The 15,467-nt window shown below is 68.9% G+C and carries 14 protein-coding genes and 2 pseudogenes; 5 read left to right on the top strand and 11 right to left on the bottom strand.

Annotated features, from left to right (window positions below; translation table 11 throughout):
• Position 1: 1 nt before the first annotated feature.
• Positions 2-1,561, bottom strand: a complete 1,560-nt coding sequence (locus ABZS64_RS19530) for a helix-turn-helix transcriptional regulator (protein ID WP_355830784.1) — start codon at positions 1,559-1,561, stop codon at positions 2-4.
• Positions 1,558-1,920, bottom strand: coding sequence for a helix-turn-helix transcriptional regulator (locus ABZS64_RS19525; protein WP_355830782.1), 363 nt, complete (start codon positions 1,918-1,920; stop codon positions 1,558-1,560). Before ABZS64_RS19525 ends, ABZS64_RS19530 begins: the two co-directional genes overlap by 4 nt.
• 170 nt (positions 1,921-2,090) lie before the next feature.
• Here ABZS64_RS19525 and ABZS64_RS19520 point away from each other — a divergent pair, with 170 nt between their 5' ends.
• Entirely contained in the window at positions 2,091-2,531 is a 441-nt protein-coding gene (locus tag ABZS64_RS19520) for a YdeI/OmpD-associated family protein (RefSeq protein WP_355830779.1), read from the top strand.
• Positions 2,532-2,612: 81 nt separating this feature from the next.
• On the opposite strand, the gene ABZS64_RS19515 is transcribed toward ABZS64_RS19520, so the two are convergent.
• Positions 2,613-3,023, bottom strand: coding sequence for an enediyne antibiotic chromoprotein (locus tag ABZS64_RS19515; RefSeq protein ID WP_355830776.1), 411 nt, complete (start codon positions 3,021-3,023; stop codon positions 2,613-2,615).
• Between the two features lie 200 nt (positions 3,024-3,223).
• Here ABZS64_RS19515 and ABZS64_RS19510 point away from each other — a divergent pair, with 200 nt between their 5' ends.
• Entirely contained in the window at positions 3,224-4,627 is a 1,404-nt protein-coding gene (locus ABZS64_RS19510; protein ID WP_355830774.1) for an MFS transporter, read from the top strand.
• A 76-nt stretch (positions 4,628-4,703) separates the two neighbouring features.
• On the opposite strand, the gene ABZS64_RS19505 is transcribed toward ABZS64_RS19510, so the two are convergent.
• A complete protein-coding gene (locus tag ABZS64_RS19505; RefSeq protein WP_355830771.1) occupies positions 4,704-6,266 on the bottom strand; it encodes an MDR family MFS transporter in 1,563 nt (520 codons plus the stop codon).
• A 13-nt stretch (positions 6,267-6,279) separates the two neighbouring features.
• On the bottom strand, positions 6,280-7,749 hold the full coding sequence (locus tag ABZS64_RS19500) for a multicopper oxidase domain-containing protein (RefSeq protein ID WP_355830768.1): 1,470 nt from the start codon (positions 7,747-7,749) through the stop codon (positions 6,280-6,282).
• 253 nt (positions 7,750-8,002) lie between these two features.
• Here ABZS64_RS19500 and ABZS64_RS19495 point away from each other — a divergent pair.
• Positions 8,003-8,248, top strand: a pseudogene (locus ABZS64_RS19495) (NUDIX domain-containing protein); the annotation flags it as partial.
• Between the two features lie 57 nt (positions 8,249-8,305).
• Here the strand turns inward: ABZS64_RS19495 and ABZS64_RS19490 are convergent.
• From ABZS64_RS19490 to ABZS64_RS19480, 3 genes and pseudogenes are all read right to left on the bottom strand, one after another.
• Positions 8,306-8,488 (bottom strand): annotated as a pseudogene (locus ABZS64_RS19490) (IS110 family transposase); the annotation flags it as partial.
• A gap of 427 nt (positions 8,489-8,915) precedes the next feature.
• Positions 8,916-9,479: a recombinase family protein gene (locus tag ABZS64_RS19485; protein WP_355830766.1), complete on the bottom strand. Its 564-nt coding sequence runs from the start codon at positions 9,477-9,479 to the stop codon at positions 8,916-8,918.
• 245 nt (positions 9,480-9,724) lie between these two features.
• Positions 9,725-10,288 (bottom strand): dihydrofolate reductase family protein, encoded by a 564-nt coding sequence (locus tag ABZS64_RS19480; protein ID WP_355830763.1) that lies wholly within the window; start codon positions 10,286-10,288, stop codon positions 9,725-9,727.
• Between the two features lie 219 nt (positions 10,289-10,507).
• On the opposite strand from ABZS64_RS19480, the gene ABZS64_RS19475 reads away from it, so the two are divergent.
• A complete protein-coding gene (locus ABZS64_RS19475; RefSeq protein ID WP_355830761.1) occupies positions 10,508-10,987 on the top strand; it encodes a hypothetical protein in 480 nt (159 codons plus the stop codon).
• Between the two features lie 70 nt (positions 10,988-11,057).
• Entirely contained in the window at positions 11,058-11,258 is a 201-nt protein-coding gene (locus ABZS64_RS19470) for a hypothetical protein (RefSeq protein WP_355830758.1), read from the top strand.
• A gap of 427 nt (positions 11,259-11,685) precedes the next feature.
• On the opposite strand, the gene ABZS64_RS19465 is transcribed toward ABZS64_RS19470, so the two are convergent.
• From ABZS64_RS19465 to ABZS64_RS19455, 3 genes are read right to left on the bottom strand one after another with little or no spacing between them, the layout of a single operon-like run.
• Positions 11,686-14,517 carry a hypothetical protein gene (locus tag ABZS64_RS19465; RefSeq protein WP_355830755.1) on the bottom strand — a complete coding sequence of 944 codons (2,832 nt, stop codon included), beginning with the start codon at positions 14,515-14,517 and terminating at the stop codon, positions 11,686-11,688.
• Complete coding sequence (locus tag ABZS64_RS19460) at positions 14,514-15,026, bottom strand: hypothetical protein (RefSeq protein WP_355830752.1); 513 nt, start codon at positions 15,024-15,026, stop codon at positions 14,514-14,516. Before ABZS64_RS19460 ends, ABZS64_RS19465 begins: the two co-directional genes overlap by 4 nt.
• On the bottom strand, positions 15,023-15,397 hold the full coding sequence (locus tag ABZS64_RS19455; protein ID WP_355830749.1) for a hypothetical protein: 375 nt from the start codon (positions 15,395-15,397) through the stop codon (positions 15,023-15,025). The genes ABZS64_RS19460 and ABZS64_RS19455 overlap by 4 nt, the downstream gene beginning before the upstream one ends.
• Between the last annotated feature and the right edge of the window lie 70 nt (positions 15,398-15,467).

The following is a 15,467-nucleotide window of genomic DNA, read 5'->3' as shown; positions in this document are numbered from 1 at the left end:
GCTATTCCTCCCCTGTCTCGTACGTCTCGTCACTGTCGTCGCAGGCGGCCGCCGGGTCGATCGTAGTGCCGATGCTGTAGATGTCCTTGACCTTGACCTCGGTAACGCCGCGGCCTTCGGGGAAGACACTGTGCCAGTCGCCGATGACGTGGAGTTCGTCGGTGCCCATGGCCCGTACGACCGTGAGGCCTTCGTCGTGGGCCTTGAACGCCTTCATCCAGAGGTTGGCGAAGGCCTGCGAGCGGATGAGGTGCATCCAGTCCGGGCGGTACAGCTCCCGGTTGTAGTTCGACTCCCCCATCGTGGACACGAACTTGGAGTACATCGCCTTCACGTACTCCAGGATCACCTCGTCCCCTTCGGCGATGGCCGTGTCGCGGGCGTCCTTGAGCGCGATGCGGAACTTCTCCAGGAGATTCTCCGTGGCGCCGGAGGTGTACGACTCGTGGATCTCGGGCTCCTCGCAGAGCCCGTACCTGGGGCTTGAGAGGCGCAGCAGCAGGCGCAGGGTCGGCTCGGTGACCCAGAGCGGTCCGGGCTCGTCCCGGTTGCCGATCGGGTTGGGCAGCACGTCCTCGTGCTCCCAGTCCGGCGGGGTGATCAGATGGACGCCCGCGCGGCGCCGGTCGTGTTCGGAGCCGGTGGAGTGCTCCAGCTGCCCGATCGGCAAATGCGTCTTCAGCGCGGACAGATAGGCGCCGTTGATGTCCAGGGCCGTGATCTCGTGCCGCCCTGGCGGGAGTTCGGGCCGCGTCCACTTCGGGCGGGCCTCCCAGATCTCGTCGGCGCCCTTCGAGGTCTTCTTGCGCAGGATGTCGGGGATCCACGGGTGGGCGATGATGTCGTACCGCGCGCCCTTGCGGGTCTCGTCGAGCAGGATCATCGCGTCCGGGATCGCGCGCTTGATCAAGGCGGCGGTCGCGGCATCGACGTCACCGCCGTGCTTCTCCAGCGCCTGGGCGACTGCCTGGCCGATCACGTCCGGAGTGTCCGACGGCGCCGTCTGAACCCGGCGCCCGACGGGCACCACCTTCACGGACTGCTCGTTCCTGGGCGCGGACACGGGCGCGGGCGCGGGCACGGGTGCGGGTGCGGGCACGGGTGCGGGCGAGCCGGCGGCCGCGCAGTCGGCGGGGTCCAGGTGCTGCGGGAACCCGGCGACCTGGTGGTGAGCGGGCTTGCCGCACAGAACGCAGGGCTGCGGGGATGCGAGGGTGTCGACGTCGTCGGGCTCCGCTTCGCCCGTGCCGGATTCGGCCGTATCCGGCACGTCCGGCGGGGCCTCGGCCGTGGCGGTCTCTTCCTCCTCTTCGGTGCGGGCATCCAGCTTGGCCTGCGCGCCCTGCAGGAAGTAGGCGTACTTCTCCCGGACTTCGCCGCTCGGGTCGCGCCCCGCCTCCCAGCCGCCGATCGTCGACGGGCTCACCCCCAGCGCTCCGGCGACCTGGGTACGCGACAGGCTCAGCGCCTCCCGCAGGGCGCGCCGTTCCTCGGCGGGCGGCAGCGGCACCTCCTGCCGGGCCGATGCCAGCAGCGCGTCGATGGACTCGAAGTCGGTCATCGTCCCGCCTCCTCGTGCGAGAACGACGGCCTGCCGATCCGCGGACCGCCACCCCGTCCCGCGGACGCGTCCCTCGGCCGCGGGGCCCGAGCCGTCCCGCGCGCGGCGCGGCGCCGGGTGGGAGGCAGCAGCTCGCAGGCCCGGGTGGGACCGGCCAGCAGGTCCAGAACGGGGACGCCGAAGTGCGCCGCCAGGCTGTCGCAGTCGTCCAGCGTCCATGCTGTACGCCCCGCCTGACGGCGCGACACCTGCGTCTGCGTCAGGCCGAGCGCTTCCGCCAGCTCGCTCTGCGAGTCGCCCGTGGCGTGCATCAGCGCCGCCACCGTCAACTGCAGCGTCTCCCTCAACGACATCGGCATACGCGAATACTATCGACATCAAGTGTCTGGCGTCATGAATATGCATTCATTGCATCCGCCAGTCGGCTGCAGGCTTGAGCCGTCGCGACACAAACGGCGCCGCGGACCGGGCTGGTTGAGACACGTCCCCGGGCATGACAGCATCCGCACTGCCTGAGGGGAGTGCGGACATGGGGTTCAGAGCCACGGTCGAACCGGCCGGCAACGCCACCGGGGTCGAAGTCCCGGCGGATGTCGTCGACGCGCTGGGCGCGGGTAAGCGTCCTGCCGTCGTCATCACGATCAATGGGCATACGTGGCGCAGTCGCGTCGCTGCCATGGGCGGGCGGTTCATCGTCGGGATCAGCGCGGCGAACCGGGCCGCGAGCAAGATCGCCGAGGGTGACGAGGTGGAGGTCGACCTCCAGCTGGACACCGAGCCGCGAGTGGTGGTCGAGCCACCGGACTTCGCCGAGGCGCTGGACGCGGATCCGCAGCTCCGTGCCGCGTACGACCGGCTCGCGTACACCCACCGGCGCCGCCATGTGCTGGCCATCGAGGGTGCGAAGACCCCTGAGACGCGGCAGCGGCGTATCGCGAAGGCCATCACGGCCATCCGCGAGGGCGCATAGATACGGCTCCGGGCTGTGTCCGTCCCCGCTGCGCAGGAGGACGGACACAGCCCGCCGGGCACTACAGTGTTGCACCTGCGGTCAGCTGAACGAGATGGTCTGGGTGCGCGTCCCCGCGCCCTGCTCCCAGGCCGAGACCAGACACTGGGTCGCGGCGCAGTCCACCGTGACGGTGGTACCGCTGGACCAGTCGTGGCCCTCGAAGGTCTTGCTCACGGCGTACGGCGCCGAGAATGTGCCGTCGGCGCCGACCGTGGCGGTCACGGTGGTGGCCGAGCAGAGAGTCGGTGAGCTGCACTCGGTGATGCTGACGTCCGTACCGGCGGTGAAGCCGGAGCCGGTGACGGTCACGCTCTGTCCGTCGGACAGGCCGGTGCTGGGCGTGACGGACAGCGCCGGGTCGGCGGATGCGGGCCCGGCGATCAGTAAGCTCGCGGCCACCGCGGCCCCGAAGGCCGTCATCGTGGCAGTGCGGGTGCGGGTGATGAGCATGTTGGTCTCCATCGTGTGTGTGGGACGGACGTGCGCAATGTGTTGGTCACGCACCAGCAGGCTCTGACGCGGCGGGTGAGTTTCCCTCGAGATCCGCTTGATTCTCCCGGCGGCCGATCAGGGTTCGACGGACCCTCAAGCACCTCAGGTCAAGGTGTCGAGGCATCGTCCACCGCCCCGTTCTCGTCTGGAGGCTGCGCATGTCAGCGCAAGTGTCGGCTCAACCATTGCCGCGGGCAGCCGCGGCCGTACGCCCGGCGCGCACCGCGCGCCCTGGTGTCGCGCTGGCGGTCATCGCCGGCTGCAACGCGATGATCCAGCTCGACGACCCGATCGTGAACATCGCGCTGCCCGGCATGCGCGACGGGCTGGGCCTCTCGGCCGTCGGCGCGGCCTGGATCCTCAACACCTATCTGCTGGCCTTCGGTGGCCTTCTGCTGCTCGGCGGCCGGGCCGGTGACCTTCTCGGGCGTCGCAAGGTGTTCCTCGCCGGGGTCGGGCTGTTCACCGCCGCAGCGATGCTGCGCGGCCTCGCCCCTTCCGCGGAATTCCTCGTCGGCATCCGCGCCGTACAGGGGGTCGGTGCCGCGCTGGCCGCGCCCAGCGGACTGGCCCTGGTGCTCAGCATGTTCGCGGAAGGAGCGCCGCGGCGGCGCGCCATCGCCGTATGCACGGCGGTGGGAGCGGTCAGCACGGCCGGGGGCCTGCTTCTGGCGGGGGCACTGACCTCGCTGAGCAGCTGGCGCTGGGTCCTGTTCCTCAATGTGCCGCTGGGACTGGCGATTTTGCTGCTCGCACCGTTCGTCATCGAGGAGACGGCCCGCAGCCGGGGCCGCTTCGACGTCGCGGGAGCGCTGGTGTCTGCTTTGGGGGCCGCCTCGCTCGTCTACGGACTCGCCCAGGCCGCCGAGCGGTCGTGGAGCGACCCGGTGGTTGTGGGCTGCATCGTGGCGGGCGTGGCGCTGCTCGTCGTCTTCGTGGGCGTCGAGCGGCACGCCGAGCAACCCATCGTCGTATTAAGGCTGTTCGCGGACCGCGACCGCGTCTGTGCCTATCTGGGCACGCTCGCCGTTCCGGGCGCGCTGATCGGCACGTACTTCTTCCTCAACCAGTTCTTCCAGAAGGAGAGTGGCTGGGGTCCTCTCACCGCGGCCGCCGCGCTGGTCACCCTGCCGGTCACCATGGCGGTGATGGCCGTTTTCGCGGCGCGGCTGACCGAGCGCATCGGCGCGAAGCAGGTGATGGCGATCGGGGCCGCGCTGCTGCTCAGCGGAAACCTGTGGCTGACCCAGCTGTCCTCGACGAGCCGCTACTTGGATGCCGTCCTGCCTGCGCTGGTGATGCTCGGCGCGGGGATGGCGTTCTGTGTCCTGCCGCCCACGGTGCTGGCGACCTCCGGGCTGCGCCCCGGCGAGGCGGGCGCAGCAGCCGGTGTCCTCAACTCCCTGCAGAGTGTGGGCGGTTCGCTGGGTCTGGCGATGCTGGTCACCGTCTCGACGCACAGCGAGGGGATGTCGTCGGCCTTCCTGACCGGCTCCGCCTTCGCCGCGGCCGCCCTGCTGGCCGCGCTGTGCCTGCGCCGCCCGGGTTCCCTCAAGCGCTGACCCCGCAGCCTGCCGGGTGCCGCCTTCACGCTGACGGCACCCGGCACTCGGAACCCGGATCAGACAGTCGGCCGGATCAGACCGTTGACGCGGTCGTACGCGTGCGCCCGGGCGTCGCGCCTCCGCCCGCACCCCTGAGCGGGACCTCCTTGATGCACAGCGCCGCGAGGAAAGCGATGACGGCGACCGCGGAGCCGAGCAGGAAGGCCGAGTGGGTGCCGGAGGAGACCGCGTACTGGTACGCCTCGCGCGTGGAGGCGTCCAGCTTCGCCAGACTTGCCGCGTCCAACTGGGCGCCGTGCAGCGCGGCTGTGTCCCCGACCCGCTCGCCCATCACGTCCTGGACCCGGTGATTGAAGATCGCGCCCATGATCGCGACGCCGAAGGAGCTGCCGAGCGTACGGAACAGCGTGATCGAGGAGGACGCGACGCCCATGTCCGCCATCCCGACACTGTTCTGCGCGATCAGCATGACGATCTGCATCAGGAAGCCCATGCCCGCGCCGAGCACCGCCATGGAGAGGCCGGCGGTCAGGCGCGAGGTCCCGGTGTCCATCTGCGCCAGCAGAAAGAGCCCGACGACCATCAGCGCGCCGCCCGCGATGGGGAAGATCTTGTACCTTCCACTGCTGCTGGTCGCCCGGCCCGCGAACAGGGACACGACCATCATCGACACCAGCATCGGCAAGAGCAGCAGACCGGAGTTGGTCGCCGAAGCGCCCTGGACCGACTGCTGGAACAGCGGCAGGAAGAGCACCGCGCCGAACATCACAAAGCCGGTCAGGAAGCCGGTCACCGACATCAGCGTGAAGTTGCGGACGCGGAAGATGTGCATCGGCACGACCGGTTCGGCTGCCTTCGTCTCGACGTACAGGAACGCGGCGAGCGCAGCGGCACCGATCGCGATGAGCCCGGTGATGGTGGCCGAGTCCCAGGCGTACTCCGTACCGCCCCAGCTGGTCACGAGCACGATCGAGGTGATGCCCACGGTCAGCAGCGCGGCGCCGGGGTAGTCGATGGTGGCGCATGAGCGCTTCTTGGGCGGCAGCTGCAGGACCGCACTGATCACGGCGAGGGCGATCGCGCCGAGCGGCAGATTGATGTAGAACGACCAGCGCCAGCCGAAGTGGTCGGTGATGGTGCCGCCGACCAGCGGTCCGCCGATCATGGCCAGCGCCATCACGCTGGTGATCATGCCCTGGTACTTGCCGCGTTCCCGTGGCGGAATCAGCTCGCCCATGATGGCCATGACGCCGACCATCAACCCGCCTGCACCCAGGCCCTGGACGGCGCGGAAGCCGATCAACTGGCCCATGTCCTGGGCCATACCGCTCAGCGCCGAGCCGATCAGGAAGATCACGATCGCGGTGACGAACGTGCCCTTGCGGCCGTACATGTCGCCGAGCTTCCCCCAGATCGGGGTCGAGGCCGCGGTGGCGAGCGTATAGGCGGTAACCACCCAGGACAGATGCTCCAGCCCGCCGAGTTCACCGACGATCGTCGGCATCGCGGTGCCCACGATCATGGTGTCCAGCATCGACAGCAGCATCGCGATCATGAGTGGGAGCAGCACGACACGGACACTGCGCAGGCGCGCCGCCTCGTCGACGGCGACCGGTTTTCCGGCTGTTGCCTCCATCCTGGCCACTCCCCTAAGCGATCTTCATGGTCGCCATCATGCCCATCGCCGAATGGTCCAGCATGTGGCAGTGATAGACGTATTCCCCGCGGTAGGTGTCGAACGTCGCCTGGAGCTTGACGGTTTCGCCCGGCATGAGCATCACGGTGTCCTTCAGTCCCGTCTCGCCGAAGTCCGGCTCCTTCCCGTTCCGCTCCAGCACCCTGAACTGCACCAGGTGCATATGGAAGTTGTGCGGTATCACCTTGTTGGGGTTGGTGACGGTCCAGATCTCGCTGGCGCCGTGGCGCACCAGGGAGTCGACGCGGTCGGGGTCGTAGGTCTTGCCGTCGATGTACGCCTTGGGCGGCGTGGTGCCGCCCTCGTCCATGCGCAGTTCGACACTGCGCTCGGCGGTGGCCTCGGGAAGCGGGCGCAGGGTGCGCAGCACCGGCGGCACGATGCTGGGGTCGTCGGCGGTGCGGGTGACGTCGAACCGCAGCACCTGGCCGATCTGTTCGACCGGTCCCGAGCCGGTGGTGTTCTGAAGCACCAGCTGCGTGCCGACGGGGTAGCGCGAGAAGTCGACGACGACATCGGCGCGTTCACCGGCCGAGAGGTAGATGGAGTCGGTCGTGTACGGGCGGGGCAACAGGCCGCCGTCGGAGCCGATCTGGACGATCGGGCCGCCGTCTGCGAGCCGTAGCCGGAAGGAGCGCGTATTGGCCGAGTTCAGCAGCCGGAAGCGGTACTTGCGGGCGGCGACGGCGACGTACGGGTAGGGCACGCCGTTGGCGAGGAGCGTCGTGCGGTTCCTGTCGCCCATGACGTACACGAGCTGACCGGTCTCGTCGAGGTTCGCGTCGCGTATAGCTATCGGTATGTCGTACGCCCCCGAGGGCAGCGGCAGCCGCCTCTCGGTGTGGTCGGTGAGCAGGTAGGAGCCGGACAGGCCTCGGTAGACGTGCTCGGACTCCATGTGGTGGGCGTGGTCGTGGTACCAGAGCGAGGCGTGCGACTGCCGGTTGGGATAGAGGTAGGTGCGTCCGGCTCCGGGGGCGATGGTGTCCATCGGTGCGCCGTCCATGCGGTGCGGCACCGACGCGCCGTGCAGATGGACAGAGGTGGGCATGTCCAGCTGGTTGCGCTGGCGCACGACCACGGGGCGGCCGGAGCGCGCCTTGATGGTGGGGCCGGGGAAACTGCCGTTGTAGGTAAGGACTTCGACCGGCAGTCCGGGCACTATCTCCTTCACGGCGGGCCGCATGGTGACGGCGTACACGTCGACGCCGCCCGCAGTGGAAATGGGCGCGAGCACCGGCGCCACGGGCAGGGCGACCCGGAACGGCTCCACCGCCAGGCCCGTAGCACCGGCCTGTCCCTGGGGGACCGAGGTGCCCGCCCGGGCGCTGTGCGCGGCGATCAGTGGGGTGAGTGCGGCACCGGTGAGCCCCGCGCCGATGGTGGCGAGGCCGGCGCCGAGCACGTTGCGTCGGGTGACCATGGTTCCTCCAGAAGCTTGGTAAGTGGCGCGCGGGCGAAGTGCAGCAGGAATCACTTGTGCGCCACTGGTGCGGACCGGGGGGCCGGCGCCACCTGACCGGGCCGTCGGCAGCTGACGCCCATGGCGGCTCCGGCTGCCGCGAGGCAATCCCCAGAACGGGTAGCGAATCCCACTCGGGTGATTCGAACTGCGGATCACGAGGGAAGCCCCCAGCCCTCGCAAGCACCGCGCGGATTCGTCGAACTTTCGATCGATGACTCGACCGTTACGCGCCGTTGATCAGCAGCGTTGTTCAGATCGCTGTCCCAGTCGCCGTCAACCGAGGAGATCCATGCATCCCCATGCCAACGTCATTGGCGTTCACCTGCTGTTCGAGCGGGCCAGCAAGGTCCTCCTCGGCCTGCGCGCGTCGACCTCGGCCTACGCGGCCGATATGTGGCACCTGCCGGCCGACCACCTCGAGAAGGAATCGGCAACGGCCTGTGCCGTGCGCGAGGCGTATGAGGAACTGGGGGTGACGATCCACGAGCAGGACCTCCGCCTCGTCCACGTCGTCCATCTGCTTGCCGAGTGCGTCCTCGACCAGGGGCGGCTGGTGGGTCCAGTCGGCGCGGAAGACCTCGCGCAGTCGCTCGGCCTCGGCGTCGATGCCGCGTTTGCGGCCGGCCCGGTTGAGGGCCGCGCTGATCTGGGCGCGGGTGAGCCGCGCGGCCCGGGTGGGGGTGGGGGCGAGCTTGAGGGCTGAGCTTGCAGGACGGTCGGGTGGCGGCGGTGGTCGTTGCGCCAGCGCAGGTAGTCCTGCATCTGCCGGGCGAGTGCTGGGTGGTTGGGCGGGTCGTTGTTGCCGATCACGAAGCTGCGCAGTGGTCCGAAGTGCGGCTCGATGGGGTTGGCCCAGGAGGCGTTGGTCGGGGTGAGGCAGGTGCACCTTGTGGGCTGTGGCCCAGGCCCGGATGGTGGGGGTCTTGTTCCCGGACCAGTTGTCGGCGATCACGTAGATCGGGGCGCCGTCCGGCCGGGCGGCTCGGATGCTCTTCAGCGCGGTCAGGGTGTGGTCGGCGCCCTTGCGGTGGCGGGTGGTGCCCCACAGGGTGTCGTCGCCCAGGCTGTAGCAGCCGTGGAAGTAGCCGATGCCGTGGTGGCGGTGGTAGGTCGCGCGCAGCCGGTCAGGGTTCTTGCGTCTGGCCCAGCAGGTGCCGTGGCAGGGGCGGATGGACAGCGGCCCGAACTGGTCGAAGGCGAAAGCACCGGTCGGGACAGCGGCGGGTGACCTCCTCGAAACGGTCGAGTTTGGCGTCGGCGTCCGGGTCGGAGGTCTCCTTCCAGGTGCGGGTGCGCTGGAAGGAGACCTGGTGCCGGCGCAGGGGCTCGCCCAGCCTGGTGCGGCCGATGACCACCCGGCTGGCCCCGGCGGGTGGGTGGGAGAGGTAGTCGGCCAGCTTGCGCAGGCGCCAGTGAGTGAACGGCCGGGGAGGAGCGTCGCCGATCGCGCGGGCGTCGGGTACGGAGCGGGCCAGCCGGTCGAGTTTCGGGACGACGAGGGTGTCGCCGGTTCGGACGGCGGCCAGTGCCTGGTCGAGGCCGGGCCGTGCGCGGTTGGTGCCGGTGAGGCCGTGGTCGAGGTAGATCCGCTCCGGTGCGACGCCGAGTTCGGTGAGCCGTTGTTGATGGGCGGTGAGGTCTTGTTCGTCGGTTGAGCAGCGGGCGTAGCCGATCAGAGTCTCGGGCATGGCCGGGAGTGTACGTTTAGCCCCCGACAATCGGGATTTTCACCGTACGGGGTATCTGCAACACCGCTGGTCAAGGTCAGGCGGTCCGGACGTCCTGGCGTCGGGTGTACGTAGGGGGATCCCTATCCGGACGGATCGTCTGCGGTGAAGAACAGGATCCGGCAGGGATGTCACGATCGCCTTGGAACACAGCGCCACGAGATCCTTGGGTGGCCCGAAGCCCGCGCTGATCCGACGTCGGGCACTCAGCGCCTGGTCTCGTACCTGGTCAGCACCACGCCGTCAGGAAACGTCCGGGTCTCCACCAGGCTCAGGTTCACCCACTTGTCCAGGGCCGTGAAGAACGGCGTGCCGCCGCCCACCAGGACCGGATGGGTGACGATCGCGTACTCGTCGATCAGCCCGGCCCGCATGGCCGCTGCGGCGAGTGTGGCGCCGCCGACGTCCATGGGGCCACCGTCTTGGGTCTTGAGCCGGGTGATCTCGGTGACCGCGTCGTCGGTGACCAGGCGGGTGTTCCAGTCGACCGTGCTGGTCGTCGAGGAGAACACCACCTTCGGCATGTCCCGCCAGCGGCGGGCGAACTCGATCTGCGCCGGTGTGGCGCCAGGCTGCTGGTCGGCGGTCGGCCAGTGGGAGCTCATCGTCTCCCACAGTCTGCGCCCGTACAGCGCCAGGCCCGTCGCCCCCACCCGGTCGGACCACCACTGGAACAGCTCGTCGCTCGGCACGCTCCAGCCGAGGTCGTCGCTGGGCGCGGCGATGTAGCCGTCCAGGCTCTGGTTCATGCCGAAAGTCAGTTTGCGCATGGCGTCAGCCTCCCGTGAGTCGGTATTCGGCGTACAGACCAGCACGGCGCGGAAAAATCATCGGTCAGGCCACACCGAGGGCCAGTTGACCACCACGCCAAACAGATACTCCGTACGGAAACGATCCCCCAACGGACACACACCCACCGAACCCCGCGCACAACGTCATGCTGACAGCACGGTATTGACAGTGCCGCGCTGTGGCAGGACGGTACGGTCATGACGGACACCGACGAAACCCGGACCCGGTCGGCGCGGCCGGACCCGTACGTGATGGACGCCAAGCAGGCCGGACTGCTAGCCCGGCTCACCGACCGCTACGCCGACGCGCTGGAGGGCATCCGCGAACGCAAGCCGGAGACCTCCGTTGCGGTGGCGCTGCACGCCGTCCACGCCCACCAGGCCCGGCGGCTGCTGAAGGACATGACCGGACTGCAGGAGGAGCCGGAGGACCGGGCCGAGGACGTAGCCGACGCCCTCGCCCTGCTGCAGGTGGCCCGCGCGGACCTGGACGGGCTGGAAGGCACGCTGCTGCTGGCCGCCCGTTCCACCAGCAGTCGCACCGGCAAGCCGCTGCTGACGTTCAAGAAGATCGCCGCCGCCCTCGGCGTCGAGTCCGAACAAGCCGCCCAGGGCCGCTACCGCCGCAAGGTCGGCAACCTCAACAGCACCGACGCCGGCTACGACGGCACCCCGTAGCGCGGCCGGAATGTCAGTGCCCAGCCATACGGTGCCCCCACCAACCGGATGAGCAGGAGAGAGCGGGGCGATGGGCGAGGGCGCGCTGCTGACACCGGAACTGTCCCGCCCCGAGGTGCGGCACCTGGAGGAGCTGCGCGAAGAGACCGTACGGCAGCTCGCCGCCCACCAGCTGCCGGCCAAGCAGGCGGTGCGCCGCCTGGTCGCAGTCCAGCACGGCCTGCACGCTCTGAGGGCCCGCGCCGCCGAGCTGCTGCCCACCGCCGGATGAGCTCCCCGTCTCCCCGGCCGCGTTGAACCCGTTGTACATGCGGAGTGCACCGCACCAAGCGATGCAGCCCGGAAAGGAACTCACCGATGACCACCCAGGCGCCGCCCGTCTACGTCCTGATCCACCTCGATGGCCGGGCCGAATGGGGCGACAACATCATGGCCGCCGAGCGGGCCATGGGGCCCCACGGCATCGGCCGCGCGTTCCTGACCCCCGAGTCGCGTCTCCGGGTCGCCACGTCTGACTGCGCGCTGGTCCTCCGCGACCAGTACCCGGTGAGCGAGGGGCGCCTGACTGTCTCTGCATCACTCGGTGCTCGGTGCTCGGTGCTCCGAACTGTCCAGACATGGCGGTTCGGAGCACCGACAAGGGCCATGGAGCACGCACGGCGCCCTTACGCTCGCCGGGCCGATCGACCAGAGCCAAGTCAACAGACGCGGAAGGATTCGTACGGGACGGAGGGCAGGTAGGCTGCCCATTCCTCGCGGGTCAGCTCACGTCCTGCCTGCCGGCATACGGCGGCGTACGGGTCTTGGAGGAAGCCGACGTTCACCAGTTTCACCCCGTCGGCGTTGGCGACCGCGACAATCCAGGCGTCGGAGGCGAATTCGACGTCGCTGACGTTGCCCGGTACGTTGATCTCTGTGACGAGTCGGTCTCGGTTGAGGTCCCAGATCAGGGCGTCGAACGTCCCCTTCGTCAGCAGGGCGAACCGTCCGTCGGACGAGAGACTGACGTCCTCGTAGCTCTCGCTCTTTTCCAGACCGGCGGTCGCGAGCATTTTGTGCCGACCGTTGCGCGTATCCCAGACGGACAGGCCGTCCGAGCCGGCCATCAGCGTGGTGCCGCTGTGGTCGAACACCAGGGAGCCGCGCAGTCCGCCGCTGCCATAGAGCACGCGCCTGAGTTTTCCCGTCCGGGTGTCCCAGAGGCGTACGGCTCCTGATCCGTCCGCGGTGGCCACCGTGGAACCGTCGGGGCTGAAGGTCACTTGCCAGACGTCGTCGGTGTGGCCAGTGAGTTTGGCACGTATCGCACCGGTGGCTGTATCCCACAGCAGGGCGTTGCTGCCGGGACCGCTCCTGGTGGCGGAGGTTTGTCCCGCGCCGCTGATCAGCATGGTCCCGTCCGGGCTGAACGCGAGGGAGCGGATGACCTGGGTGTGCCCCCTCAGGGTTCGGATGAGCTTGCCGGATGAGCGGTCCCACAGGTCGATCTGTGTGAGTCGCGGTTCCGGGGCGGCGGTCGCCACGGTGGTGCCGTCGGGACTGAGCGCGATGAGTTCGCCGGGGTGATCGGGATACGCCCTGACGATTTCGGCAGGCTTTCCGGAACCCTGGGGGTTCTTCCACTGGAGCGTCCCCTTGCGGCCAATGCTGATCAGGCCGGACGCGCCACGCGTGAACTTCACCTCACGTGGGGTGTCATCTTGCGGCAGCGGCAGCTGGTCTTCAGGTTGTGCGTGGCTGAGGTCCCACAGCTGCACGCCCCGTGAGGTTCCCGCCGCCAAGGTCGAACCGTGCGGCTTGAACGCCAGTTTGATCACCTCGGTGTCGCCCACATGAAACCTTGCGACCTGCTTCGCTGTCCTGGTGTTCCAGACGTTGAGAAACCCGTCGTAGCTGCTGGCAGCGATGAGGCTGCCGTCGGAGTTGACCGTGGCAAGGCCGCCGACCATCAGACGGGACATCCGCTTGGTGTCCAACGGTCCGATGTGGCACGTGACGCCTGCGCAGACGATCGTCTTGTCGGCGCTGTCAGGGCTGGACCAAATGCGCTCGACCTTGCCTGAGAAGGTGACGGAGGACATCAGCTTGCCGGTAGCGACGTCCCAGCGGTGAACGACACCGTCGTCTCCGCCGGTGAGAAGGGTGCCGTCTGCGGCGAAGGCAAGTTCGCCGGCTGGGCTGTTGAACCTGGCGAGTTCTTTGCCGGTGGTGGCGTCCCACACTCGGGTCTTTTGGCACTCGGCGGTGGCGATCATCGACCCGTTGGGACTGAACTCGATGTCGGTGCTTTCGGACACCTGGTCAAGGACGACCTTGACCGTGGCGGCGCCGGCGTCCCATATCTTGATGCCTTGGCGAGAGTTGGCAGCGAACAGTGCCCCGTTCGGGCTGAACGTCACAGCGGAGAAGCCGCCCCCATACGCGGCCTGGGTCACGTGGGTCGGCTTCCACGTGTCGGTCCGCCACAGTGTCATCGTTCCGTTGTCGGCTTTGGACACCAGCCGCGATCCGTCCGGATGGAAGGCCAACCCGTCCACTTCGGTGAAGCGGTCATCGGTCAGCAGGCCAACTGAAGGATCCTGAGAGGACATGGCCATGGCAGGGAACGCCTCGTCGGTGTTGCTCCTCTGCCATGCCGCCGCCGACAGCAGTTGTGCCAGCGTGCCGTTGGTGCCACGCAGGGCCGTGCTGCTGGCGGCCAGGTCACGCGACAGCCGCACGGCCTCGGTTTGGGAGCGTGCGATGCCGGCTTGTTCGGCGGCGTCACGCGCGCGTGCGGTCAGCCCAGCGGCGATGACCACGAGCACGGTGAGTCCCGCGAGGAGGGCCACGGCGAATCTGCGGCGGCGACGACCACGGCGTTCGTGGTGCCAGGAGACCTCCATGAACTCGGCGAGCGCGGGCTCCAGCTCTACGGCTCTGGTCGGCGCTTGGGCAGAACGTTCGCGCATGGCGGTCAGCCGGTTGCCCCGGTACAGCAGAGACGTGTCGCGTCCGGCCCGCTCCCATGCCTGGGCGTCGTCGGCGAGTTGCTGGTGGACGTGCAGCCAGTCGCGGTCGGCTTCGACCCATTCTCGCAGCCGGGGCCAGGCGCGCAGAAGCGCCTCGTGGCTGATGCGGGCTGTGTCGCGGTCGAGGGTGAGCAGCCGGGCCCCTGTGAACCTGTTGATCGCCTGTTGCGCGGCGTGCGGGTCCGGCAGGCCGTGGAGCAGCGCGGAGCGTTCGACGGGGCGGGCGGTGTCGATGCCGTCCTCACCCACGCGCACCAGCCTGGGCAGCATGCGCCGCGTGGCTTCCTGTCCGGCCGCGTCCAGCGTGGTGTACACCTGCTCGGCGGTGGTCGCGATCGCTTGCGAGATCCCGCCTGCGACGTGGTAACCGGCGACGGTGAGCCGTGATCCAGTGCGCTGCCGCCAAGTCGCCCACAGTACGTGAGACAACAACGGGAGCACTCCGGTCGCCGGTTGCCCGTCCGCGGTCGCGCCGAGTTCGTGCAGGATCACGTCGGCGAGCCCGTCATCGAGCGTCAACCCGGCGGTGGCAGCCGGTTTCTGCCGTGTGCGGGCCCCGTCGTGAACGCGGGAACGGACACCCCGCCTTGCAACGACGCCCGTCCCGAGAAACAGCAGTCGAGCACGACCACGACCCAGGCCGCACGACTGACAGCGAGCGCCTGCCGCAGCGACGAGAACGACAGCGCCTGATGCTCGGCCAAACCGGGAACGAGCCGATCGGTGCCGCTGGCGGCCAGGTACAGCTCCCCGCCCGGACCGAGCAGACCATGCCCGACGAAATAGACCAGCAGCACTGTGTCCGACCGCTGCGCCTCTTCGGTGACGGCCAGCGCCATGGTTTGTGCGTCAGGCGGGTCGAGCACCACGCGCAGCCGGTCGGGCGGCACCCCGCACCGTTCAAGAAGGACTGCACGCAGGTCCTCGAGGGTGCGCGCGACAGAAGGCACCGATGGGAGGGTGGGGCCGTGATGTGTGGCGGTGGCGATCAGCAGAACCCTGGTGTCGTCACCGGACAGGTCGGTCATCGGTCGTCGACGCTTGCCTTCCCCTGCTCGAGCATCGCGGCAATGTGAACCACTTGCTGTTCAAGGGCGGCGGAGTCGAGGCCGGATACGTTGCTGGCGGTCAGTTCCACCGACCGGCGGTCCGCGAGCGTCACCTTGATTCGCACCTCGCCGCGTCGGGTGCGAAGCCAGGCGATCACAGCTGTGGCGAACGCGGTCGCCGCCCCGGCAGGACCGACGGCCACCGCGAGCCCGTCCAGCACCGGCCCCAAAGTCCCCGGCTCCGGCGGCCGCTCCGCAAGGCTGATCCGGCCTCGCAACTCCTCGACGTCGCCCAACCACTCGTGCAGCGAACGGAGTTGGTCGGCGGCGTCCGTGCCCTCGGCGCTCACTTCCGCATCCACAATTCCCCCTGTCGGCGTACGGACCTCGCTTCCCATCAGCGTACAGATGAACGTCCCC

This window comes from Streptomyces sp. NPDC005408, assembly GCF_040606445.1.
GTDB lineage: Bacteria > Actinomycetota > Actinomycetes > Streptomycetales > Streptomycetaceae > Streptomyces.
The sequence above is the reverse complement of the archived record's forward strand: the minus strand, read 5'-3'. Positions and strand labels throughout refer to the sequence as shown.